Below are 22,417 nucleotides of genomic sequence, written 5' to 3'. Positions count from 1 at the left end.
CGCGTCCGTGCGGCGGACCAGCGGACCGCGGCAGCGGGGCACGCCGTCACGGCCGGGCGGGCGGGCGCAGTTCGCGTTCGAGGGCGGCCAGGGCGAACGCGTCCGCGGAGGCCTGCTGCCAGCGCGGCCGTCCGAACATGATGTCGCCGGAGAGCCCGTTGAGCATGGCCACCGCCCTGATGGTGAACTCGGCGGTGTCCACGTCGGCGAACCGTCCCGAGGCCCGGCCTTCGAGGAGGACGGCTTCCAGGCGCTCCTCCCAGACGTCGGACAGCTCGGTGAGCAGGTGCCGCCCCTCGTCGTCGTGGTGCTGGGCCAGGACCTGAGTCCACAGGGCGTAGCGTTCGTCGCCCTGGTGACGGGGCAGGTAGAAGCGGACGAACAGGGCCAGCTTCTCCGCGGGGGAGGCGGCCCGGTCGGCGGCCTGCTGGTACCGGGCGCCGAGGTCCGCCTCGCTCCAGACGAGGACTTCGAGCAGCAGGCGGTCCTTCCTGCCGAAGTGGTAGAGGATGTGGCCGGTGCTCATGCCGGCCCGCGCGGCGATGTCCGACATCCGTACGCCCGCGGCGCCCTTCTCGGCGATGGCGCTGATGGCCGCCCGCATCGCCCTTCCCCGTGCCTCGTCGCCGCTGGGCCGGCGCTTCCGGTCGGCCGGGGTCCGGGCGGGCCGGGGGGCGGTACGCGGCCCGGTGTCCGCCGCGGGTCCGGGCGTGCCGTCCGGCGGGGGGAGGGGCTGTGGCCGGGTGGGCTGGGGCTCTGGCGTCGGCATGGCCTCGTCTCGGTTCCGTGGTCCTAGATCGGTAGTCTAGACTGAAAATCTAGTCAATGCGGCTGAGTGGCATGACGGCGCGCGCGATCGGCCCGAAGCCCGGCGGTCCGCACTGTCCGACCCGACCATCCAGGAGACACCCGCATGACGCGCGGATTCGATGTTGTGGAGACCGGTATCGCCGACCTGCGCGCGGCGCTGGAGAAGGGCGAGGCCACCGCGGTCGGGCTGCTCGACGCCTACCTCGCGCGGATCGCCGCCTACGACCGGCCCGGCACCGCCACCGCGCTCAACGCGATGGTCGTGATGAATCCGGACGCCCGCGCCGAGGCGGAGGCCTCCGACGCCCGCCGCGCGCGCGGCGAGACCCTCGGTCCGCTGGACGGCATCCCGTACACCGCGAAGGACAGCTACCTCGCGAAGGGGTTGACGGCCGCGGCCGGTTCGCCGGCCTTCGAGCACCTCGTCGCCCAGCGCGACGCCTTCGCCGTCGAGCGGCTGCGCGCGGGCGGGGCCGTCCTCATCGGCCTGACCAACATGCCGCCGATGGCCAACGGCGGCATGCAGCGCGGCGTGTACGGCCGCGCGGAGAGCCCGTACAGCGCCGACTGGCTCACCAGCGCCTACGGCTCCGGCTCCTCCAACGGCTCGGGCACCGCGACGGCCGCCTCGTTCGGCGCGTTCGGCCTCGGCGAGGAGACCTGGTCGTCGGGCCGGGCACCCGCCTCCAACAACGCGCTGTGCGCCTACACGCCCAGCCGCGGCGTCATCTCGGTGCGCGGCAACTGGCCGCTGGTGCCGACGATGGACGTCGTGGTCCCGCACACCCGCACCATGGCCGACCTGTTCGAACTGCTCGACGTCGTCGTCGCCGACGACCCGCAGACGCGCGGTGACCTGTGGCGCGCCCAGCCGTGGGTGCCGATTCCCGCGGCGTCGCAGGTGCGCCCCGCCTCGTACCCGGCGCTCGCCCCGGCCGACGCGCAGGGCGCACGCGCCGCCCTCGCCGGCAAGCGCGTCGGCGTCCCCGCGATGTACATCAACGCCGACCCCGACGCCGGCACCAACCCCGACGGCGGCATCGGCGGCCAGACCGGTCAGCGGATCGACACCCGCCCCTCGGTGATCGCCCTGTGGGAAGCCGCCCGCCGGGACCTGGAGGCGGCCGGCGCCGAGGTGGTCGAGGTCGACTTCCCCGTCGTGACCAACTACGAGTCCGACCGCCCCGGCGCGCCCTCGCTGTTCACCCGCGGGCTGGTCGGCCGCGACTTCCTCACCGTCGAGATCGAGGACCTGTCCGCCTGGGCGTGGGACGACTTCCTGCGCGCCAACGGCGACCCGGCGCTGGCCGGCCTGGCCGAGGTCGACGGCGACCGCGTCTTCCCCAAGCAGGAGGGTGAACTCCCGGACCGCTACGAGGGCTTCGACGACACGATCGGCGACTATCCGCGCCTCGTGCGCGAGCGCCCGTACGCGTCCTTCACCGACATGCCGCACCTCGAACAGGGACTGCGCGGGCTGGAGGAGACCCGCCAGGTCGACCTGGAGCTCTGGATGGACGGCCTGCGGCTGGACGCGGTGGTGTTCCCCGCGGTCGCCGACGTCGGCCCGGCGGACATGGACGTCTCCGAGGCGTCCGCCGACCTCGGCTGGCGCAACGGCGTCTGGGTCGCCAACGGCAACCTGGTGCCCCGCCACCTCGGCGTCCCGACGGTCACCGTGCCGATGGGCACCATGACGGACACCGGCATGCCCGTCGGACTGACCTTCGCGGGCCGCGCCTACGACGACAACGCCCTGCTGACCCTCGCCGCGGCCTTCGAGGCGACCGGCAGCCGGCGGACGGTGCCGCCGCGCACGCCGCGACTGCCGGCGGAGTGACGTGACAGCGGCCTGACATGACGGCGGCCTGACATGACGGCGGCGCGGCTCCCTCGGGGGCCGCGCCGCTGCCGTGGTCGGGCCGGCTCAGCCCGCCACGGCCGCTTCGGGCACGGCGGCGGCCCTGGCGGTGAGGGCGAGGCCGTAGCGGCGCAGCAGGAGGACGGCGGTGGTGGCGAGGCCGATGAGCAGGCCGAGCCAGAGGCCGCGGGTCTCGCCGCCGAGCGGGTAGGCGAGCAGCCAGGCGGCGGGCAGGCCGACGAGCCAGTAGCCGATCAGGGTGATGCGGAAGCCGCTCCTGGTGTCGTCGAGGCCGCGCAGCAGTCCGACGCCGATGTTCTGGGCGCAGTCGAAGAACTGGAGGACGGCGACGACGGCCAGCAGACCGGTGGCGATCTCCAGGCCCTGCCGGTCGGCCGCCGAGCCGGCGTCGAAGTAGGGCCGCAGGACGAGGTCGGGGAGGGCGAGGTAGGCGATGCCGACGAGGGTGGTGACGACCGCTCCGCAGGCGAGGGCGGTGTTCTTGATCCGGCGGGCGGCGGTGTACTCGCCGAGGGCGAGTTCCCGGCTGACGTTGATGGACGCCGCGTGGGAGAGGCCGACGGCGACCTGGAAGACGATGTAGATCAGCTGGTTGACGGCGGTGTGGGCGGCGAGCGCGGCGGCGCCGAAGCTGCCGGCGAACAGGGCGGTGACGGAGAAGAACCCGGCCTCGGAGCCGTAGGTGGCGGCGATCGGGGTGCCGAGGCCGAGCAGGCGGCGCACGGTGGCCGCGTCGGCGCGCCAGAAGTCCAGGCTCAGCAGCGGCGCCAGCTGCGGGTCGCGGCGGGCGGAGCCGAGGAGGGCGAGGAAGGACAGCAGGTAGACGCTGCTGGTGGCGACGCCGATGCCGGTGAGTCCGAGCTTCGGCAGGCCCCAGGTGCCGTGGATGAAGATCCAGTTGAGCCCCGCGTTGACGGCGACGGAGGCGATGGTGATCCGCAGCAGGGCCTGGGGGCGGCGCATGCCGACGGTGAACTGACGGATCGCCTGGAACCAGAGGCAGGGCAGCAGGCCCGGCGCCAGTGCGGCGAGCATGCCCTGGGCGCGGTGGGCGACGGCGGCGTCCTGGCCGAGCAGGGTCGCGGCCTGGCCGATGAGGACCATCAGGACGGCTCCGGCGAGGCCGGCGAGCGTGGCGACCGCCATCGCCGCCCGCACCAGGCCCCGTACGTCGTCGTCGCCGGTGCCCTCGGCCCTCTCGGAGCCCTGGGCCCGTTCGGCCCGGGCCGCGGCGGCCGCGACCTGGTTGCCGACGGAGGTGACGAGGCCGACGCCCATGGTCCGCAGCTGGTTGAAGACGACCAGGGCGAGGCCGCCGGCCGCCAGGGCCTCCGTGCCGAGGACGCCCATCATGATGGTGTCGGTGGTGGTGAGGGCGACCTGGGCGAGCTGGGTGAGGGCGAGCGGGACGGCCAGCGCGGCGAGGGCGCGGCTGTCGCGGACGAGGGTGGCTAGCTGCTGCATCGTGGGTGTCACGTTTCTCGGAAGTCAGGGCCTGCGGAGTTTGGCGAGCGACTCGTCGATGTCGGCCTCCACGGCCTCGTCGAGCAGTGCCCGGGCGTTCATCCAGTCGTCGTTGAAGACGGTGTCCAGGTACTTCTCGCCACCGTCGTTGACGAAGGCGACCATAACGGCATCCGGCGCCAGGGTCCTCAGGCGGTTCAGCGCCTCGTGGACGACGCCCCCGGCGGAGCCGCCGATGAGCAGGCCGGTGCGGCGGGCGACGACGCGGGCGGTCGCGAAGGCCTCGACGTCGCCGACCTTCACGCCCTCGTCGATGAGGTCGTAGTCGACGAGCAGGCCGATGGTGGCGCCCTCGGGGGTGCCGGTGCCGGACTGGTAGTAGTCGTGGGCGGGCGGGCCGAAGGCGATCGAGCCCTTCGGTTCGACGCCCACGACGGCGACGCCGGGCACGGACTTCCTGAGTTCGCGGGCGGTCCCGCACAGGCCGCCGCCGGTGCCGACCGCGCCGATCAGCACGTCGACCCGGTTGTCGAGGGCCTGGGCGATCTCGCGGCCGACGGCGTAGTACCCGACGGCGTTGCCGGGGTTGTTGTGCTGCTCGGTGAAGACGGTGTTGTCCTTGCCGCGGGCCATCTCCTCGGCGAGTTCCTCGCGGGCCGCGGTGTGGAGTTCCTCGCCGTCGGTGTCGGCGTCGACGTAGACGAGTTCGGTGCCCATCGCCTTCATGCCGCGCAGTTTGTCGGCGGCGGCGTGGTTGTCGACGACGGCGGTGAAGCGGTAGCCGCGTTCGGCGGCGACCACGGCCAGGCCCAGGCCGGTGTTGCCGGAGGTGGACTCGATGATGTGGCCGCCCTCGCGCAGTTCGCCGCGCTCCTCGGCTTCGAGGACCATCTGGCGGGCCATCCGGATCTTGGCGCTGCCGGTGGGGTTGAACATCTCCAGCTTGAGGAGCAGCCGGGCGCCGTTGTCGGCGCGGGCGAGTTCGAACAGCGGGGTGTAGCCGATGAGGTCGGAAATCCGGCTGACCACCGGGGGGCGGTTCAGGGCGTCGGTCATGGTGGGGCTCCGTGGGGACGGCGGGGCGGGGGTCAGCGGTCGAGGTGCCAGCGCGGGCGGTCGCCGTGGTGGTCGATGACGACCTTCGGCGGCAGCGGGAGTTCGTGGAAGGGGGACTCGTTGGAGTCCATCTGGTAGCCGGCGGTGTTGGGGTAGACGAGCAGGTCGCCGACCCGGGGCCGGGCGGGGAAGGCGATCTTGCGCCAGGTCAGCAGGTCGGAGTCCAGGCAGCTGGCCCCGCCCACGCAGGCCGGGTACGGCTGTTCCGTGTGTCCGGTACCTTCGCCGCGGTCGCGGAGCAGGACCGGATCGGGCAGGTACTCGCTGTTGAACCACTGCTCGGACAGGCTGAGGCTGGTGCCGTCCACGGTGACGATCCCGTACCCGGCGCGGTCCTTGACCCCCTGGACGGGGAACACCGACGACCCGGCGCGGTCCAGCAGGGCGCGGCCGGGCTCCAGCAGGAGCAGCACGCCGGCTTGCCGCAGCCGCTCGGCGAGGCTCGGACCACTGCCGCCGGGGCTGGCGGCGAGGATCGCCCGCAGCGCGTCCGCGCCGGCGACGGGGGAGTGGTACGGGTAGAAGTCGCCCGCGGCGAAGGACTTCTCGCCGTGGTAGTGCCCGGGCCCCTGTCCGGCGAGGAAGGCGTCCCAGGCCTCGGCGGCGACGTAGTCGACGGGGAAGCCGCCGCCGATGCTGATCCGGTCCGCCGGAAGGCCCGACGACCTGGCCTTGAGGCAGAGTCCGACGAGTTCCCCGGCGAGGTCGGCGCGCGGCTGGATCGCGTAGCCGGAGAGGTGGAAGCTGAAGCCCTCCATCCGTACGGCGTCCCCGGCCGCGGCGCAGCGCTCCAGCGCCTCGTGCAACTGCGCGTCGTCCAGGCCGAACCGGCTGCGCGGCTGGTCCTGCGGGTACCGGCGCAGCAGGACCCGTACGGGGCGGTCGCCGCCGAGGCGGAGCAGGCGCTCCAGCTCGTCGAGGGCGTCGACGGCGATCAGCGCGCCCTGCCGGGCCGCGACCAGCAGCAGCTCCGGGTGCTTGGCGGGGCCGGTGACGACGAGGTCCTCGCCGCGCACGCCGTGGCCGAGGGCGTCGCGCAGTTCGCCGAGCGAGGCGACGTCGACTCCGGCGCCGGCCGCGGCGCAGCGCTCGACGTACATGGAGGCCTTGTTGGCCTTCTTCGCGTAGTGGACCCGGCCTTCCACCCCGGCGTCGGCCAGGGCGGCGCGGAACGCGGCGAGGTTGGCGTCGAACCGCTCGGGCAGCAGGTAGTGGAAGGGGCCGCGGAGGCCGTGGGCGAGTTCGTGGAGCAGGCCGCTGTCGTGGATCCGGTCGGCGAGCGGGTCGGGGTGGGCGGGCAGGGTCAGCGCCACAGCGCCACCTCGGTGCCGAGGCCCTGGCCGGCGGCGAGCTGGGCGAAGCGGTGGCCCAGCGCGATGTCGGTGACGACGAGTCCGCTGTTGTAGGCGAAGATCCGCTGTCCGGGGGCGGTGCGGGCCTGGGAGGCGCCGGAGATGACGACGGGCAGCTCCAGGTCGACGGCCGGGAGGCTGCCGTCCGCGTCGGCCATGTCGGTGCCGGTGACGCGCATCTGGGCCTCGCTGGTGGCGATCACCCGGTCCGCCCGGTGGAGGGTGGAAGGAGCCAGGCCGTGGCCGACGAGGATCGCCACCGCACCGGGCCGCAGCCAGTCGGCCTCGACGGCGGCCGGGGTGTGTCCGCCGGCGGTGGCGACGACGACGTCGGCGTCGCGGGCGGCGGCCTCCAGGTCGGTGACCAGTTCGATCTCCCGGTCGGGGAAGTGCCGGGCGAGTTCGGTGCGGACCGCGGCGATGCCGTCGGGGTGGGTGCCGGACAGCAGGAGGCGCTTCAGCCCGGGCAGGGTGGTGAGCAGGAACGGCAGGGCGAGCCGCCCCTGGGTGCCGGTGCCGATCACCAGCGCGGTGGACGCGCCGGGGGTTGCGCACTCGCGGGCCAGCAGGGCGGAGACGGCCGGGGTGCGCAGGGAGCCGATGCGGGAGCAGTCCATCATGGCGACGGGCAGGCCGGTGACGTCGTCGTAGATGGTCAGCGTCGTGTAGTAGTGCTGGTTCTCGCGGCTCTCGTCGAGGCCGTGCTTGTACGAGGTCTTGACGGCGACGACGTTGCGCACGCCGTCGCGGCCGAGCATGGCGTAGGAGACGGAGTGGCCGTCGGCGGGCTTGACGGTGAGTTTGCGCGGGTTGTCGGACTGCCCGGCGGCAAGGGTGCGGTAGGCCTGTTCGACGGTGTCGACGACGTCGGCGAGGCTGATGTCCAGGCCGGCGAGGTCGCTGGTGGACAGTACGCGCAGGGTGGTGTCGTCGCGGTCCATGAGGGTGCCCTTTCGAGGTGGTGAGGCGGCGGCAGCGGTGGTTCAGGCGGCCCAGGCGGTGAGGGCGGCCTGGCCGTAGCCGTGTTCGTCGTTCTCGGCGGCCGGGCGGGTGGGGCGCTGCCCGACGCGGACGGAGGCGCGCTTGAGCCAGCGGTCGGTGCCGTCGTAGCGGGCCTGGAACGGCACCCGGCCGTGGACGACGAGGTCGTTGTCGATGACCAGGATGTCGCCTGGCTCCAGGCTCACCGCGACCGAGACCCGGGCGAGTTCCTCACCGAGGCGCCCGTAGGCCTCGCGCCATGCCTCGTCGGTCTCCTCCAGCGGGGTGTAGGCGGGGTCGTAGCGCATCGTCAGGCCTTCGGGCGTCTCGAACAGGGTGGGCACCGGGGCGGGCCGGCCGCCGAACTGCCGGGCCTGCTCGTAGGCGTCGTCGGGCAGGATCGGCGCGACGGGCCGCTTCAGCTGCTCGACGTCGGCGTCGGACAGGTCGGCGAGGCGCACGCCGGCCGCGGTGGTGGCGATGGCGTCGTGGTTGCGCATGCAGCACAGCAGCAGCAGGTGCGCGCGGCCCGGGTGGAAGGCGTCCTCGGTGTGCGGGGTGAGCAGGACGGAGCTGGAGGCGCCGGTCTGCTCGCTCTCGTGGCCGGGCGAGGGCACGATGTTGTGCACGAACCGGCCGTCCTGCTGGCCGTCCCACGCGATCGGGGTGCCCATCAGGGTGGAGACGAGCAGCAGCACCACGTCCCAGAGCGCGCCGGCGTCACCGACGGTGGACCAGTGGCCGGGCGTGGGGCCGAGACCGGAGTCGTCGATCTCCAGGCCGCGCAGCACGAACAGGCCGTCGGGGGTGTCGACCGGACGCAGCCGGTGGCGCAGCGGCACGCCGAGCCGGGCGCAGGTCACGGGCAGGTCGGCGAGCAGGGCGGGGCTGGTCGCGGAGCCGTGGAGGGCCAGCAACTCGGCGGCGGTGGTGGTGAGTTCCGCGACGTCGTCGGCGTCGAGACGGCGTACCGGGGCAGGGCAGGTGGGCACGGCGGGACCTTCCGGGGACAGGAGAGGAGAAGGAGCACTGGTGCGGGCACGTGGCATCACCGCGCCGGTGCGGGACGGCGACGGGAGCTGCGCGTGGGGCGGTGGTCCGGGGCGGCTCGAACGGCCGGACGACAGGAAACGTAACAACGACTTTGAGGTTAGGCAAGCCTTACCCGGCTGGATGTCTACATTTACGTAGTCCCTGTTCCAGGGGGCGGCGCACGCGCCGCGCAGGGGTAACGCCCCTGCTCATGACGCGAGTTGGCGGTCGGGGGCGCGTGGCCGGAAGTGGGCCGCGCCCCGCCGGACGGCTTGCGACATGGCTCGAATTTAGGGTAGGTAACCCTAAGCAAATCGAGCACGGAACCGAGACGAGGATCGAACGTGGGCGTCACCAGACGACAGCTGCTGTGGGCCGGAGCCGGAGCCGGGGCGATCGGCGTGCTCGCCGCCTGCGGCGGCGGCAAGGGTGGCACCACGGACCCCGCGGCCTCCGGCGGAACGGGTCAGCAGCCCCGCCCCGGAGGGACGCTGAAGATCGGTGCGCTGGGGAAGGCCTCCGCCGTCACCCGGGACCCGCACGGCACCCAGGCCAACGAGAGCGACTACCTCGTCATCAGCCTGATCTACGACACGCTCGCGATACCCGGGGACAAGACCAACACCGCTCCCCGCCTGGCCGCCTCCTGGAAGCCGTCGGAGGACCTGAAGACCTGGCGCTTCACCCTGGCCGACGGTGCCACGTTCCACGACGGCACCCCGGTCACCGCCGACGACGTCGTCTGGTCGCTGAAGCGGCTGCGCAACACCCCGGCCGGCAAGAGCCGGCTGCCCGGCATCCAGCCCGAGGGCATCACGGCCGAGGACGCCAGGACCGTCGTCCTGGTCTCCGACTACCCCAACGCCGACCTGCCGCTACAGACCCGCCTGACCACCTTCGTCATGAAGAAGGACACCAAGGACGACGCGATCGCCGGCGCCCCGGGCACCGGCCCCTTCAAGCTCGACTGGTACCGCGACGGCAACGCCCGCCTGGTGCGCAACGACACCTGGTACGGCGGCAAGGTCCTGCTGGACGCCGTGGAGGTGCGCCTCTTCGAAAGCCCCCAGGCCATGGCCAACGCCCTGCTCGCCGGGCAGATCGACGTCGCCTCCAACGTCGGCGCCGTCGCCGCCCGCACCGCCGAGGCCCGCAAGGACGTCCGGATCGTCCGCCGCCCCAACGACATGGCGATGCCCATCGTCATGCGCACCGCCGACGGCCCGTTCGCCGACGTACGGGTGCGCGAGGCCCTCAAGCTCGCCGTCGACCGCGACGCCATGGTCAAGCAGGTCCTCTCCGGTTACGGCAGCGTCGGCAACGACATCCTCGGCACCGGCGACCCGGCCTTCGCCAAGGACATCCCGCAGCGCACCCGGGACCTGACCAAGGCCAGGCAACTGCTCGCCGACGCCGGCTTCGACACCTCGAAGACGTACGACCTCGTCACCACCGAGGACATCGCCGGCCTGGCGGAGTCCGCGACGCTGTTCGCCACCCAGGCCCGCGAGGCCGGAGTGAAGATCAACGTCGTGAAGCAGGACTCCAAGGCGTTCTGGGACGCCACCTGGCTCAAGGGCACGCTCTACACCAGCTACTGGGGCACCAACGACTCCGTCGTCTTCTTCGCCTCCAAGACGATGCTCTCGGACGCCGGCCAGAACGAGTCCGGCTGGAACGAGCCGGGCTTCGACGAGGCCTACCGCAAGGCCATGGGCACCGCCGACCCCGCCGAGCGCGACAAGCTGCTGCACCAGCTCCAGGAGATCGAGTTCGCCAGCTCCGGCTACCTGCTGTGGGGCATGGCCGACGGCATCGACCTCGCCGGAGCCGCCGTCCGCGACCTGCCCACGCTCCCCGGCTACGGCCGCGTCCAGCTCGAGAAGACCTGGCTGGCGCGTTGACCACGCTCCAACCGGGCGCCCGCGCGCCCCGCAGCCTCCCGGCCCGCATCCTCCCCGGTGCGGGCCGGGCCGCCCGCCAGGCCGCCCGACGCCTGGTCATGCTCGTCGTCCTGCTCGCGGCGGTGTTCGCCGCCATCGAGCTGCTGCCCGGCGACGCCGCCGGCGCGACCTCCGACCGGGGCGTCACCGCCGCCGACCTCACCGCCCGCCGCACCGCCATGGGCCTCGACCGCCCGGTCGCCGAGCGGTTCCGGGACTGGATGACCGGCCTGCCCACCGGAGACCTCGGCACCACCGCGCGCGGACAGCACGTCACCGACGTCCTGGCCGGCCCCTTCCCCAACACCCTCCTGCTCGGCGCCCTCGCCCTCGCCCTGAGCACCGTCGGCGCGCTCGCCCTCGGCGGCTGGGCCACGCTGCGCCCGGGCGGGCGCGTCGACCGCGCCGTCGACGCCCTGTCCACCGCCGCGTTCGCCCTGCCGGAGTTCGTCGTCTCCGTCGCCCTGCTCCTGCTGCTGTCCCAGTGGACCGGCTGGCTGCCCGCCGTCACCCTCACCGGACCGGACGGCAGACCCGAGTCATGGACCATGATCGTCCTGCCGCTGCTCTCCCTGGCGGTCCCCCAGATCGGCTGGAACACCCGCATCGTGCGCGGCGCCCTCGCCGACCAGTCGGCCCTGCCCCACGTCCAGGCCGCCATCCTCGACGGCCTGCCCCGCCGACGCGTCCTCAGCCACCACATGCTCCCCGGTGCCCTGCCGGCCGTCGCCGTCGGCATCGCCACCTCCGCCGGCATGCTGCTCGGCGGCACCGTCGTGGTCGAGACCCTCTTCAACTACCCCGGCATCGGCGCCATCCTGGCCGGAGCCATCACCGACCGCGACACCCCGCTCGTCGCCGGAGTCGTGGCCGCGGCCGGCGCCGCCATCAGCCTGCTCCTGCTGCTCGCCGACCTCGTCCGCACCACCACCCTCGGAGAGGAGCGCCGATGACCGCCGACGCCCCGACAGCGGCCCCCGCGCCCACCGTCCGACGCACCAGGCGACGGGTGCTCATCCGCGCGGTTCCCGCACTCGTCCTGGTCGCCCTCGCCCTCGCCGGACCGCTCCTCGCCGCGCACCCGATCGACGCCCCGGTCGCCTTCCCCTACGCCGAAGCGGGCGGCGACGCACCGCTCGGCGGCGACCAGCTCGGCCGCGACGTCCTCAGCCGCCTCCTGACCGGCGGCGCACCCCTGATCGCCACCGCCCTGGCCATCGCCCTGGTCGTCACCGCGGCCGCCACCGCCGTCGGCATCGTCGCCGTACTGCGCCCGGCCCTCGGCCGGTGGATCGAACGAGCCGCGGACCTGACGATCCTGCTGCCCTCCGTCCTCGCCATCATGCTCATCGCCCTGGCCTGGCCCGCCGGCGGCCGCCTGGCCGTCGCGGCCGCCGCCACCCTCCTCGGCATCCCCTACGCGGTACGGATCGTCGCCGCCGCGGCCGCCCCCGTCGCCACCACCGGCTTCGTCGAAGCCGCGGCCGCGGGCGGCGAGAACCTCTGGCACCTCACCGTCCACGAGGTCCTGCCCAACCTGCGCTCCACCGTCCTCGCCCTGTTCGGCCTGCGCTTCGTCGAGGGCATCTACATCGTCTCCGTCGCCGCCTTCCTCCAACTCGGCCCCCAACCCCCGGAAGCCGACTGGGCGCTGATGATCCGCGAGAACGCCGCCGGCATCACCCTCAACCCGTGGGCCGTCGGCGCCCCCTGCCTCGCCATCGGCCTGCTCGCCATCAGCGTCAACCTCGCCGCCGAAGCCCTCGCCCCCGCCCGGCCCACCCCGGAGACCCCGCTGTGAGCACCACCGACCCCGCCGCCCGCGCCGCCGGACTGACCATCACCCTCGGGGACACCCCGCTGCTCACCGACGCCACGCTCACCCTCACCCCGGGCCGCATCACCGCCGTCACCGGCCCCTCCGGCGCCGGCAAGACCACCCTGCTGCGCGCCCTCGTCGGCGCCCTCCCCCCGGGCGCGCACGTCGCGGCCGGCAGCCTCACCGTCCTCGGCCACGACATCCTCACCCTCCCGCCCGAGGAACTGCGCCGGCTGCGCCGCCACCGGCTCGCCTTCGTCGGCCAGGACCCGGGCTCCGGACTCAACCCCCGGATGCGCGTCGCCCGGCTCATCGGCGAGACCTCCCCGCAGCGCCGCCGAACCCCGGTGGCGGACCTGCTGAGCGTCGTCCGGCTGCCGGCCGGCGAAGGCCTCGAACACCGCCGCACCGCGAGCCTGTCCGGCGGACAGCAGCGGCGCGTCGCCCTCGCCCGCGCCCTCGCCCGCCGGCCCGCGATCCTCCTCCTCGACGAACCCACCGCCGGCCTGGACGCCGCCCTGCGCGACGACATCGCCGACCTGCTGCGCGACCTCGCCGACCGCGACGCCATCGCCATCGCCCTCACCAGCCACGACTCCGACTTCGTCGCCCGCTGCGCCGACGAGGTGCTCGCACTGGAGCCCGCTGGCCCGGCCACGGACCCGAGCACGCCGGCAACACCCCCGGAGCCCACGCCGGTTCGCGCTCGCGCCGGTGCGGAGCCCGTCGTCGAGGTGAAGGCACTCGACGCCGGGGTCGGCACCGGCCGGACCCGCCGGCAGGTCCTCTCCGGCCTCGACCTCACCCTGCACCCCGGCACGCTGACCGGGATCACCGGGCCCTCGGGATGCGGCAAGACCACCCTGCTGCGCACCCTCGCCGGCCTCCACCGCCCCGAGGCCGGAAGCATCAGCCTCGGTGGCGCACCCCTGGCCCCCTCCTACCGGCGGCGCACCCGCGACCAGCGGCGCCGCATCCAGCTCGTCCCGCAGAACCCGCTCGGCGCCCTCAACCCCGCCCACACCGTCGGGGCCACCCTCGCGCGCCCGCTGAAGCTCCACTTCGCCCGGCCCGCCGACCGGTGCGACGCCCGCGTCGCCGAACTGCTCACCGCCGTCGGCCTCACCCCCGGCCACGCCGACCGCCGCCCCCACGAACTCTCCGGCGGGCAGCGCCAGCGGGTCTCCATCGCCCGGGCGCTGGCCGCCGAACCCGACGTGCTGCTCTGCGACGAGGTCACCTCCGCCCTCGACGCCGACACCGCCGACGGCATCATGGAACTCCTGCGCCGCCTGCGGACCGACCAGGGCCTCGCCGTCGTCCTGGTCAGCCACGACCTGCCCCTGGTCTCGGCCCACGCGGACCGTCTCCTCGCGCTCGACGGCGCCGGCGGGGCACCGCTCACGAAGCACCGGGCGGCCCTCAGTCCGGTGCCGAACTGAGTTCTCCGCGCGGGGGAGTCAGCCCGCCGTCGCGACGCCCGGTCCGTCGGCCGGGCCGACGCCGTCCCGGACCCGCGCCCAGGTGCGCCGGGATCCGCGGGTCAGTGCCCAACCGTCGTCCTCGCGGAGCCGCGGCCGTTGCCCGGCGCCGCGGGCGGCGGCCGCGCACACGCGCCGGAGAAGGGAGTTGAGCTCGGCGCGCTGCCCCTTCGTCAGGGGCGCCAGCAGGTCGTCCTGGGTCGCGGACGCGTCGGTGTGGAGCACGTCCAGGGCGGCCTCGCCCGAGGGGGTGATCGTCAGAACCTCCTGCCGACCGCCGACGTGGACGACCATCGACTGGAGCAGGCGTGCCGACAGGAGGTCGTCGAGGGCCTGGTCCACCTCGGCCCCTGGCGCCGTGACCCGGGTGGTGAGATCGTGCCGACCGTGCGGTCCCAGCTGCGCCAGCGCCGACAGCAACGCGTGGTGGACCGGGGTCAGCCCCCGGTGTTCCAGCCGCTCCGCCAGCAGACGGTCGACGGCCCGCCCGGCCTCCGACAGGAGGTAGACGGACTGCTCGAACGGACTCGACGATCCCTGCCGTCCGTCGTACAAACCGTGTCCCCATCATCGGAAAAGCGCGACGCCCCGGGCGTCGAAAGAAGCAAGCCGAGGCTCACCATACCCACGCTTCCGATCATTGGTCTACATCGATGTCGTCAGATCCGCGCCGTCAGACCGGTCCGTGGCCGACGATCCTCCTGGCCGCGTACTCCACGTACTCGTGCAGGCCGTAGGCGAGGCCGAGCGCCAGCAGGGCCGACACCACCACCGCGGCGACGAGACCGGACGCGGCCGCACGCGGCCCGCGCCCCGTGGGCCCGGCGGGCTCCGGCTCCAGCAGAGCCTGAACGCGCCGGGGGACCGGCCCCGTGCTCACGGACAGGAGTCCGCTGCCGCGCCCACCCGCCCCGGCCAGCGCGGCCCGGGCGATGGCGGTCGCGGCGGCCCTCCGGTCTCCCACCGCCGCGGCGGCGGCCTCGTCCGCCCACCGCTCCAGGTGGAACTCCAGCGCGGGCCCGAGCCGCGCGAGCGCCGGATGCACCGCGGCGGCCAGGCCGACGACGGCCGAGAACACGTGGTGACGCCCGCGGAGATGGGCCCGTTCATGGGCGAGCAGCACCGCGCGCTCCGACGGCCCGAGGACCCTGAGCATGCCCTCCGACACGACGACGCGGCCCGCGCGCCCGCGGTGGCGCGGAAGGGCGAAGGCCTCCGCCTCCTCGCCGGGCACGACGAGCACGTCGCCCTCGGCCGTCCCCTCCCCGGTCAGCGCCCACGCCCGCGACAGCAGCGCCCGGTGCCGGCGGGCGGCCAGCACCAGCCGGACCGCCTGCACGGCGAGCAGGGCCCCGGCGGCGCAGGACACCGGCAACACCGCCGGCCAGTCCGCCGTCACCTGGGCGAGCCGCAGATGCTCCAGCGCCGCCAGGAACGGCACATGGAAGAGCCCGACCAGTGCCGCGACCGTGCCGCCCGCGAGCAGCACCGCCGCTCCCGCGAGCGTCAGGGAGGCCTCGCGGGGCGGAAGCAGCCCGGCCAGCCGGCCGGCCGCCGGCGCCGCTCCCCAGGGAAGCACCACGGCGAGGGCGACGATCACCAGGAGCAGCGTCACGCCTCGGCCTCCAGCGCGGCCGCACCCTCGGCCGGAGCCGGCTCGGCCACCGCCTCGATCAGGAGGCGCCGCAGGACGTCCCCGTCGTCCGTGGACAACGAGGACACGAACCGCTTCAGTACCAGGTCCCGCTCCGGCTCCTTCTCCAGTTCCCGGCGCATCCGCCCGGCCGCCAGGCCGGCGGCGTCCGAGACCGGCGCGTAGGCGAAGGAACGCCCCGGCCGGGTGCGCTCCAGGGTCCCCTTCTCGTGCAGGCGGGCGAGGATCGTCGTCACCGTCGTCCGGGCCAGGCCCTGGTGCAGCGCGCCCTTGACCTGCTGGGCCGTCATCGGCTCCCCGGCCGCCCACAACACCGCCAGCACGTCCGCGACCAGCTCGCCGTGCGGACGCCTGGCCTCCTGGCCGTCCCTCGCCATCTCTCTCCCTGTCCCGACGCACTCGACCGGCACACCCCGGCGCCGACGGTCGTCGGAGACGGGGGCCGCCCGTGCCGGTGTGGCGAGAAGGGGTACGGCCTGTGTGACTTAGGTGTGCCTCAGCTAACTCTACGGGGGCGGTCGTCGACGGCCGGCGTCAGGCGGGCCGGTGCGGCTGCTGGACGAAGGGGAGGCACAGGTCGGCGGTGGCCTCGGCGTGGATCGTGAACTGCTCGCGGGCCCGTGCCGGGTCGCGGGCCTCGATCGCCGAGGCGAGGGCGCGGTGGCGCTGGTCGGGGGTGCTGCGGGACCCGGTGCCGCCGGGGTGGCCGGCGAGCAGCCTGGTCAGCTCGTGCTGGATCCCCTGCTCGGCCTCCAGCAGCCGCCTGGAGCCGGAGAGTTCGGCGATGTGCAGGTGGAGTCCGGCGTCCGCCGTGCGGTAGGCCTCCGGGTCGGCGACCGCCACGTCGGCGGCGGACTCGAGTTCGCGCATCCTGGCCAGCCCGGCTTCGGAAGCCCGGAGGGCGGCCCGGGCGGAGGCCTCGCCGGACACCGCGATCCGCCAGGCCGTCAGCTCCTCGATGTCGGCCAGCGTGTACGGGTGGAGGGCGGTCAGTTCGCCGATGCGGGTGAGGATGTCGGGCACGACGTAGGTGCCGGCCCCGTGGCCGCGCCGGGTCTCGATCAGGCCGTCCTCCCGCAGCACCGCCATCGAGTGGCGGACGGTCATCACGGCGACCCCGAACAGCTCGGCCAGGGTCTTCTCCGGCGGCAGGCGGTCACCCCCGACGAGGATCCGCGCGCCGATCAGTTCGCCGAGCCGGCGGGCGATGGCCTCCGCGGCCCCCGCCGAACGCACCGGCTCGATGTGTCGAGTCCACCCCTTGCCATCCATGAAACCTATCTTCTAGATTTCGGATCTCATTGGCAAGCCGTTCACAGGAGAACCCATGACCCTCACCGACCACCCGGCACCCCTGATCGGGATACCCGTACGCCTCAGCGACGGTGACGCCCCGGGCGCCGACGAGCGCATCGGTGAGGCGAACCGCATCTTCGAGGAGATCGTCTCCCTGGTCAGGGCCGCCGGCGCCGAGCCCGTCCTGCTCCAGCCGCACTCCGAGGAGAGCCCGCTGGACGAGCGGCTCGCCGGCTGCGCGGGCTTCGTGGTGCCCGGCGGCGGGGACGTCGACCCGGCCATGTACGGTGCCGATTCCGCCCACCCGGCGCTGTACGACGTCAACCCCGCACAGGACCTGCTGGACGCCGCCGTGGTCCGGCACGCCCTGGAGCACCGGCGGCCGATGCTCGGGATCTGCCGCGGCATGCAGCTGCTCAACATCGTCCGCGGCGGGACCCTCCACGTCGACATGGCGCCGACCGCCGTCACGCACAACCCGGAGCCCGGGATCGAGTGGGCCGTCCACGAGGTCGCGCTGTCGGCCGGCAGCGCGCTGGCCGGGGCGTTCGGGCGCGACCGGATCGCGGTGGCGTCCGGTCACCACCAGGCGGTGGACCGGGTGGGCGACGGGCTGCGGGTGTCGGCCCGCGCCGACGACGGGTGCGTGGAAGCCGTCGAGCTGTCCGCCGACCCGCGGGCGGCCTGGACCGTCGGCGTCCAGTGGCACCCGGAGGCGCTGGTACCGGACTCAGGGCTGCGGCTGCCGCTGTTCCGCGCGCTGCTGACCCAGGTGGACGCCCGGCAGAGAATGGCGCTGGAGTCGTGAGCGGCACGAGGGGACGTACGGGCGCCGGAACGCCGAGCGACGTTGCCGGCGGCGGTGCGGCCGGCAGCGGTGGAGCCGGCGGCGGCCCGCAGCTGTCGCGGAGCCTGCTCAGCCGTCACATGACCATGATCAGCATCGGCGGCGCGGTCGGCGCCGGGCTCTTCGTCGGCTCGGGCGTGAGCATCCAGCAGGCGGGCCCGGGCGTCCTGATCGCCTACGCCCTCACGGCCGCCATCGTCGTGGTCGTCATGCGGATGCTCGCCGAGATGTCCGTGACCCGCCCCGACACCGGCGCCTTCGCGGTGTACGGCCGGCTGGCGTTCGGCCGCTGGGCCGGGTTCGCCAGCGGCTGGATCTACTGGGTCGGCTGGCCGCTGGGCATGTGCATCGAATCCATCGCGGCCGGGCAGATCGTGCACGGCTGGCTCCCGGCCCTCCCGGTCTGGCTGGTCGCCCTGCTGATGCTCGGCACGGTGACCGCCGTCAACCTCGGCTCCGTACGCGCCTACGGCGAGATGGAGTTCTGGGTGGTGTGGGTCAAGGTCGCGGTGGTCGCCCTGTTCATCGGCGTCGGCCTCGTCGCGGTCGCCGGCCTGCTGCCGGGCACGCCGGCGCCGGGCACCGGGAACCTGCTGGGCCAGGGCGGCTTCCTTCCGATGGGCCTCAGCGGAGTCGTGATCGCCACCTCCGGCGCGATGTTCTCCTTCTCCGGTACCGAGATCGTGACCATCGCCGCCGGCGAGGCCGAGGACGCCGCCGCCGCGATCCGCAAGAGCACCCGCACCATCATGTGGCGGGTCACCGTGTTCTACCTCGGCTCGCTGTCCGTGGTCGTCCTGCTCCTGCCCTGGAACAGCGCGGCCGTCGGCGAGAGCCCGTTCGCCGCCACGCTCGACCACCTCGGCGTGCCCGGCGCGTCCACCGTGCTGAACGTCGTGCTGTTCGCGGCGATGCTCTCCACGATGAACTCCCAGGTGTACGCCAGCTCCCGGATGCTGTTCGCGCTGGCCAGGGACCGTGACGCGCCGTCCGTCTTCGCCCGGATCTCCCGGCGCGGGGCGCCGCACACGGCGATCCTGTTCACCTCCGCGCTCGCGGCGCTGTGCCTGCTCCTCCAGGTCGTCCACCCGACGAGCGCCTTCAGCCGGCTCGTCAACATCACCGGCGACACCGTGTACGTCACCTGGATCGGCATCGCCGCGGCACACCTGGTGCTCGGCCGTCGGGACCGCGCCGACGGGCGCCGGCCCCTTCCCGGTACCGGCGTCTGGCTGTTCCCCGGGCTCACCTGGGCGGCGCTGCTCGCGCTCCTCGGGCTGTACGCGGTGATGATCGTCCTCCAGGACTCGCGCGCCGACGCCCTGCTGGCGCTGGGGCTCACCGTGGCCGTGTCCCTCACGGGCCTGTGGCTGCAGCGGAGGCGGCCGTCGTCCGACTCCTCGAAACGCTCATGAGCGGACCACCCCGCACCGTCCCCGCCGTCAGGGGACCGGTGGGCAGGGCGCGGAGCCGTCGGCTCCGCGCCCTGCGGGCGTCCGGCCGGCACCTCGTGGCGGGGTACGGCACGCTGACCGGGCATCAGGACCGCTCGGCCTCGACAACGTGACAGTGCCCGTTCACCTGGCCGCCCACTTGATCGCATAGTGATAACGGGTCTGGTCCGAAGCGCGGAGTCGAGCTGCCTCGATCCCGCGCGACAGCCGAAAGGAAAGACCCATGGAACGCAGATCGCTGCTCGGCGCGACCGCCGGTGCCCTGGTGCTCGGAGGTCTCGCCCAGGGGACCGCCGAGGCGGCACCCGCCGACGGCGGCGGTGGGCTGGTGACCACGTTCAACGTCATCAGCGACATCCAGGGCGACCTCGGCGACTTCGCCCAGGCGCTCAGGGACATCAAGGCCGCCAACCCGCAGTCCTCGGGCCTGGCCGTGGCGGGGGACATCACGCCGCGCGGCTACGACTTCGAGTACGCCGACGTGCAGAAGGTGCTGGACCAGGGGCCGAAGCCCCGCGAGGTGGCCTGGGCCATCGGCAACCACGAGTTCTACGTCCCCAAGTGGGCCGACCCGAACACGCTCGCCCAGAGCACCTGGCCCAACGGCACCACCGAGGAATCCCTCTTCCGCGGCTTCTACCGGTTCGCCAGGAGGTCCGCGATCTACGCGGAGACGACCTTCGGCGGCATCCCGGTCCTGACCCTCGGCACCGAGCGCTACATGAAGTACCACGACAGCTCCCTGTGGGACGAGGTGTGGATCAGCGAGGCGCAGTTCCAGTGGCTGGAGGACCGCCTCCAGTACTGGGCCCGCCGCCGGAAGCCGGTCATGGTGATCACCCACCACCCGCTGCCCGACACCGTCTCCGGTACCCGCGGCAAGATCTACATGAGCGACTACCTCCAGCCGGACCGCCTCCTCGGCCTCCTCGGGCGCTACCGCGACGTGTTCCTGTTCAGCGGCCACACCCACTGGGACCTGACCCTCTCGGACTGGTACGTCCGCCGCGTCGTGCCGGGCACCGCGAACCTGGACGGCTTCTCGGTGATCAACACCGGTGCCGTGCAGACCGGTTTCGCCGACAACGGCCAGGGCGGCGAGGTCACCGTCCCCGGGCACTTCAACCAGGGGCTCCAGGTGGACGTGCACCGCGACCGCGTCGTCATCAGGGCACGTGACTTCGCGACAGGCACCTGGATGAAGCAGATATCCGTGCCGCTGTCCACGCGGATCTGACCCCGCGGATCCGATCCCGCGGAGCGGTCGGCGCATCGGGCCGGCCGGATGGGGAAGGCATGAGTCCGGAATTTCATTCTTGAAGAGAATATGACCGGAACGCTGCGATGCCTGCCGACTCCGGAGCGGACCGGGTGCCTCCGGGTCCGAATCGCCCCGCGCGGCCAATTGGAAATTGCGCGGTTGGGCCTCAACTGCCGTACGGGCCGGAATCGCCGGTAGGTTGATGTTCATGCCGGTCGACCGGCGAGGCCCCGGGCATGGTCGCCCCACCATGCCCGGGACCGAACACGGCTGACCGAGAACGAAGAGACAAGGCATGTTCGACCTATTCCGCGGCGTGCGGCGGCGCATTCCGTCGCACCCGGATTCCGCTCAAGCTACCAGTGAATTCCCGCCGGACCGGGCTCTGCGCTCGTTCGGGGTAATCGATGCCGCCGCATGTTTGAGTGGCGTTTTCGCCGCTCCGCGCATGGCCCGGGTGGCGCTGCCCCGGTGCGCCGGGGCGGCCGGGTTCCGGGGCCGACGGGTGTGGGGGGTCTGACGGTGCGTTCACCGGGATCCGGAGCCCGCGTGCGGAGTCCGCGGGCGCGCAGCGGCTTCGAGGGTTTCGTCCAGCTGTACGGGTCGCCGTACGGGAGGTACGCGCGGGCGCGGCTGGACGGCGCCGTGCCCGCCGCGGAGGCGGTGGCATGGACCTTCGGCCACGTCGAGGCCGAGTGGGACGCGGTGCTGAGCTGCCCCGAGCCGACCGCGGTGTGCTGGTCCTTCCTGCGGGATGCCGTGTCGCGACGCACCGCCCCCGGCCGGCGGACGGGGGACCGGCTGCACACCATGCTTCCCGCGGCCGCCGCCGACGCGGTTCTCCTGCGCTACCGGTTGGGCTTCGACCCGTCGGAGGCGGCCCGGTTGATGGGGGTCACCGAAGGCGTCGTGGAAGTGGAGCTGCGCGCCGCACTTCGCATGCTTGCGCGCACATGACACTCACTTCCGACCCGGCGCCCACCGGTTGAGGGGGAGCCGCGACACCCTCCGGCGCGGGGAGGTGGCGTGCGACCTGCGCAGATCCGGCGCCCGTTCGCCACGGCGCGCCACCGGACGCCTCGGCCCCCGATGCGAAGGCGTGGTGAATCCGCCCGCCCGTGCCTACGATGGGGCCCCAACTCCCCGGGGAACACCCCGGGTTGATCCGGCCACGGAAGGGGCGCCGTGGGTACTGAGGGTGGGCATGGGCATGCCATTGACACCTCCATCCCGAGCGCAGCACGTATGTACGACTGGTTACTCGGCGGCGAACTCAACTTCGAAGCCGATCGGAAGGCCTGCGAGGACCTTCTGAAGATCGCTCCGAGCAGCCGCGAACTGGCCCTGAACAACCGGTGGTTCCTGGAACGCGTGGTGCGGTTCCTGGCACGCGAACGCGGCATCACCCAGTTCGTCGACCACGGGTCCGGCCTGCCGACCAGGCCCAATGTGCACCAGGTCGCGCAGGAGGTCCACCAGGGCGCCCGGGTCGCCTACATAGACATCGACCCGATCGTGATCGCGCACGGCCGCACCTCGCTGGAGGTGAACAGCGGCACCCGGTTCATCGAGGCGAGCATGACCGACACCGGGCGGATCGTCGAGCAGGCCTCGAAGGGCGGGTTCATCGACTTCGGCCGGCCCGTGGCCGCGCTGTACGTGTCGGTGATCCACTGCCTGAAGGACCGCGAGGAGCCCGCGGCGATGATCCGGCGGATGCGGGAACACCTCGCCCCCGGCAGCTACCTGGTGATCTGCCAGCTCGTGAGTGACGAGGAGCGGGTCCGGCGCGAGGTCACCGAGCTGATGGACCAGGGTACGGACGGCCACTGGGGGCGGGTGCGCGAGAAGCACGACGTCCGGCGGTACTTCGACGGTCTGTCCGTCCTCGCGCCGTACCTGGGGGACGTCACCCACTGGCGGCCGGACTCCGATCTGCGCCGACCGCAGAAGAGCCTGGAGTGGGTCGAGTTCGGCGGGGTCGCGCGCGTCCGCTGAGCAGCGGATCTCCTGAGGAGGGGAGGC

At 73.4% G+C, this 22,417-nt stretch carries 20 protein-coding genes; 10 read left to right on the top strand and 10 right to left on the bottom strand.

Annotated elements, in window-relative coordinates:
• Window positions 1-46: 46 nt before the first annotated feature.
• Window positions 47-604, bottom strand: a complete 558-nt coding sequence (locus ACIQOW_RS11180) for a TetR/AcrR family transcriptional regulator (protein WP_401082689.1) — start codon at window positions 602-604, stop codon at window positions 47-49.
• Window positions 605-913: 309 nt separating this feature from the next.
• Here ACIQOW_RS11180 and ACIQOW_RS11175 point away from each other — a divergent pair, with 309 nt between their 5' ends.
• Window positions 914-2,650: an amidase gene (locus ACIQOW_RS11175; RefSeq protein WP_401082686.1), complete on the top strand. Its 1,737-nt coding sequence runs from the start codon at window positions 914-916 to the stop codon at window positions 2,648-2,650.
• A gap of 87 nt (window positions 2,651-2,737) precedes the next feature.
• Here ACIQOW_RS11175 and ACIQOW_RS11170 read toward each other — a convergent pair whose 3' ends face one another.
• Genes ACIQOW_RS11170 through ACIQOW_RS11150 form a run of 5 tightly spaced genes read right to left on the bottom strand, consistent with a single transcriptional unit; the run spans window position 2,738 to window position 8,597 of the window.
• Complete coding sequence (locus ACIQOW_RS11170; protein ID WP_401082683.1) at window positions 2,738-4,156, bottom strand: MATE family efflux transporter; 1,419 nt, start codon at window positions 4,154-4,156, stop codon at window positions 2,738-2,740.
• A 24-nt stretch (window positions 4,157-4,180) separates the two neighbouring features.
• The gene (locus ACIQOW_RS11165; RefSeq protein ID WP_401082680.1) at window positions 4,181-5,212 is read right to left on the bottom strand and encodes a cysteine synthase family protein; all 1,032 of its coding nucleotides are present in this window, start codon (window positions 5,210-5,212) and stop codon (window positions 4,181-4,183) included.
• 32 nt (window positions 5,213-5,244) lie between these two features.
• A complete protein-coding gene (locus ACIQOW_RS11160) occupies window positions 5,245-6,585 on the bottom strand; it encodes a Y4yA family PLP-dependent enzyme (RefSeq protein ID WP_401082677.1) in 1,341 nt (446 codons plus the stop codon).
• A complete protein-coding gene (locus tag ACIQOW_RS11155) occupies window positions 6,576-7,565 on the bottom strand; it encodes an ornithine cyclodeaminase family protein (protein WP_401082675.1) in 990 nt (329 codons plus the stop codon). Before ACIQOW_RS11155 ends, ACIQOW_RS11160 begins: the two co-directional genes overlap by 10 nt.
• A gap of 42 nt (window positions 7,566-7,607) precedes the next feature.
• A complete protein-coding gene (locus ACIQOW_RS11150) occupies window positions 7,608-8,597 on the bottom strand; it encodes a TauD/TfdA family dioxygenase (RefSeq protein ID WP_401082672.1) in 990 nt (329 codons plus the stop codon).
• 384 nt (window positions 8,598-8,981) lie between these two features.
• Here ACIQOW_RS11150 and ACIQOW_RS11145 point away from each other — a divergent pair, with 384 nt between their 5' ends.
• Genes ACIQOW_RS11145 through ACIQOW_RS11130 form a run of 4 tightly spaced genes read left to right on the top strand, consistent with a single transcriptional unit; the run spans window position 8,982 to window position 13,841 of the window.
• On the top strand, window positions 8,982-10,541 hold the full coding sequence (locus tag ACIQOW_RS11145; protein WP_401082669.1) for an ABC transporter substrate-binding protein: 1,560 nt from the start codon (window positions 8,982-8,984) through the stop codon (window positions 10,539-10,541).
• Window positions 10,538-11,533, top strand: coding sequence for an ABC transporter permease (locus ACIQOW_RS11140; protein WP_401082666.1), 996 nt, complete (start codon window positions 10,538-10,540; stop codon window positions 11,531-11,533). The genes ACIQOW_RS11145 and ACIQOW_RS11140 overlap by 4 nt, the downstream gene beginning before the upstream one ends.
• Window positions 11,530-12,381 carry an ABC transporter permease subunit gene (locus tag ACIQOW_RS11135; RefSeq protein WP_401082663.1) on the top strand — a complete coding sequence of 284 codons (852 nt, stop codon included), beginning with the start codon at window positions 11,530-11,532 and terminating at the stop codon, window positions 12,379-12,381. Before ACIQOW_RS11140 ends, ACIQOW_RS11135 begins: the two co-directional genes overlap by 4 nt.
• Window positions 12,378-13,841, top strand: a complete 1,464-nt coding sequence (locus ACIQOW_RS11130) for an ABC transporter ATP-binding protein (RefSeq protein WP_401082660.1) — start codon at window positions 12,378-12,380, stop codon at window positions 13,839-13,841. The genes ACIQOW_RS11135 and ACIQOW_RS11130 overlap by 4 nt, the downstream gene beginning before the upstream one ends.
• 18 nt (window positions 13,842-13,859) lie before the next feature.
• On the opposite strand, the gene ACIQOW_RS11125 is transcribed toward ACIQOW_RS11130, so the two are convergent.
• The 4 genes from ACIQOW_RS11125 to ACIQOW_RS11110 all read right to left on the bottom strand — a co-directional run bounded on the left by ACIQOW_RS11125 (window position 13,860) and on the right by ACIQOW_RS11110 (window position 16,806).
• Window positions 13,860-14,435: a MarR family winged helix-turn-helix transcriptional regulator gene (locus ACIQOW_RS11125; protein WP_401082657.1), complete on the bottom strand. Its 576-nt coding sequence runs from the start codon at window positions 14,433-14,435 to the stop codon at window positions 13,860-13,862.
• A gap of 118 nt (window positions 14,436-14,553) precedes the next feature.
• A complete protein-coding gene (locus tag ACIQOW_RS11120; RefSeq protein WP_401082655.1) occupies window positions 14,554-15,495 on the bottom strand; it encodes a M56 family metallopeptidase in 942 nt (313 codons plus the stop codon).
• Window positions 15,492-15,911 carry a BlaI/MecI/CopY family transcriptional regulator gene (locus tag ACIQOW_RS11115; RefSeq protein WP_401082652.1) on the bottom strand — a complete coding sequence of 140 codons (420 nt, stop codon included), beginning with the start codon at window positions 15,909-15,911 and terminating at the stop codon, window positions 15,492-15,494. The genes ACIQOW_RS11120 and ACIQOW_RS11115 overlap by 4 nt, the downstream gene beginning before the upstream one ends.
• Before the next feature lie 157 nt (window positions 15,912-16,068).
• The gene (locus ACIQOW_RS11110; RefSeq protein ID WP_401082649.1) at window positions 16,069-16,806 is read right to left on the bottom strand and encodes a FadR/GntR family transcriptional regulator; all 738 of its coding nucleotides are present in this window, start codon (window positions 16,804-16,806) and stop codon (window positions 16,069-16,071) included.
• A 55-nt stretch (window positions 16,807-16,861) separates the two neighbouring features.
• Between ACIQOW_RS11110 and ACIQOW_RS11105 the strand changes: the two genes are divergently transcribed.
• From ACIQOW_RS11105 to ACIQOW_RS11085, 5 genes are all read left to right on the top strand, one after another.
• Window positions 16,862-17,638: a gamma-glutamyl-gamma-aminobutyrate hydrolase family protein gene (locus tag ACIQOW_RS11105; protein WP_401082646.1), complete on the top strand. Its 777-nt coding sequence runs from the start codon at window positions 16,862-16,864 to the stop codon at window positions 17,636-17,638.
• Between the two features lie 119 nt (window positions 17,639-17,757).
• The gene (locus ACIQOW_RS11100; protein ID WP_401082643.1) at window positions 17,758-19,092 is read left to right on the top strand and encodes an amino acid permease; all 1,335 of its coding nucleotides are present in this window, start codon (window positions 17,758-17,760) and stop codon (window positions 19,090-19,092) included.
• A gap of 262 nt (window positions 19,093-19,354) precedes the next feature.
• Window positions 19,355-20,368: a metallophosphoesterase family protein gene (locus ACIQOW_RS11095; protein ID WP_401082640.1), complete on the top strand. Its 1,014-nt coding sequence runs from the start codon at window positions 19,355-19,357 to the stop codon at window positions 20,366-20,368.
• 573 nt (window positions 20,369-20,941) lie between these two features.
• Window positions 20,942-21,349: a sigma factor-like helix-turn-helix DNA-binding protein gene (locus ACIQOW_RS11090; RefSeq protein WP_401082638.1), complete on the top strand. Its 408-nt coding sequence runs from the start codon at window positions 20,942-20,944 to the stop codon at window positions 21,347-21,349.
• A 228-nt stretch (window positions 21,350-21,577) separates the two neighbouring features.
• A complete protein-coding gene (locus ACIQOW_RS11085; protein WP_401082635.1) occupies window positions 21,578-22,390 on the top strand; it encodes an SAM-dependent methyltransferase in 813 nt (270 codons plus the stop codon).
• Window positions 22,391-22,417: the final 27 nt, after the last annotated feature.

This window comes from Kitasatospora sp. NPDC091335, assembly GCF_044757205.1.
Classification (GTDB): domain Bacteria; phylum Actinomycetota; class Actinomycetes; order Streptomycetales; family Streptomycetaceae; genus Kitasatospora.
The sequence above is the reverse complement of the archived record's forward strand: the minus strand, read 5'-3'. Positions and strand labels throughout refer to the sequence as shown.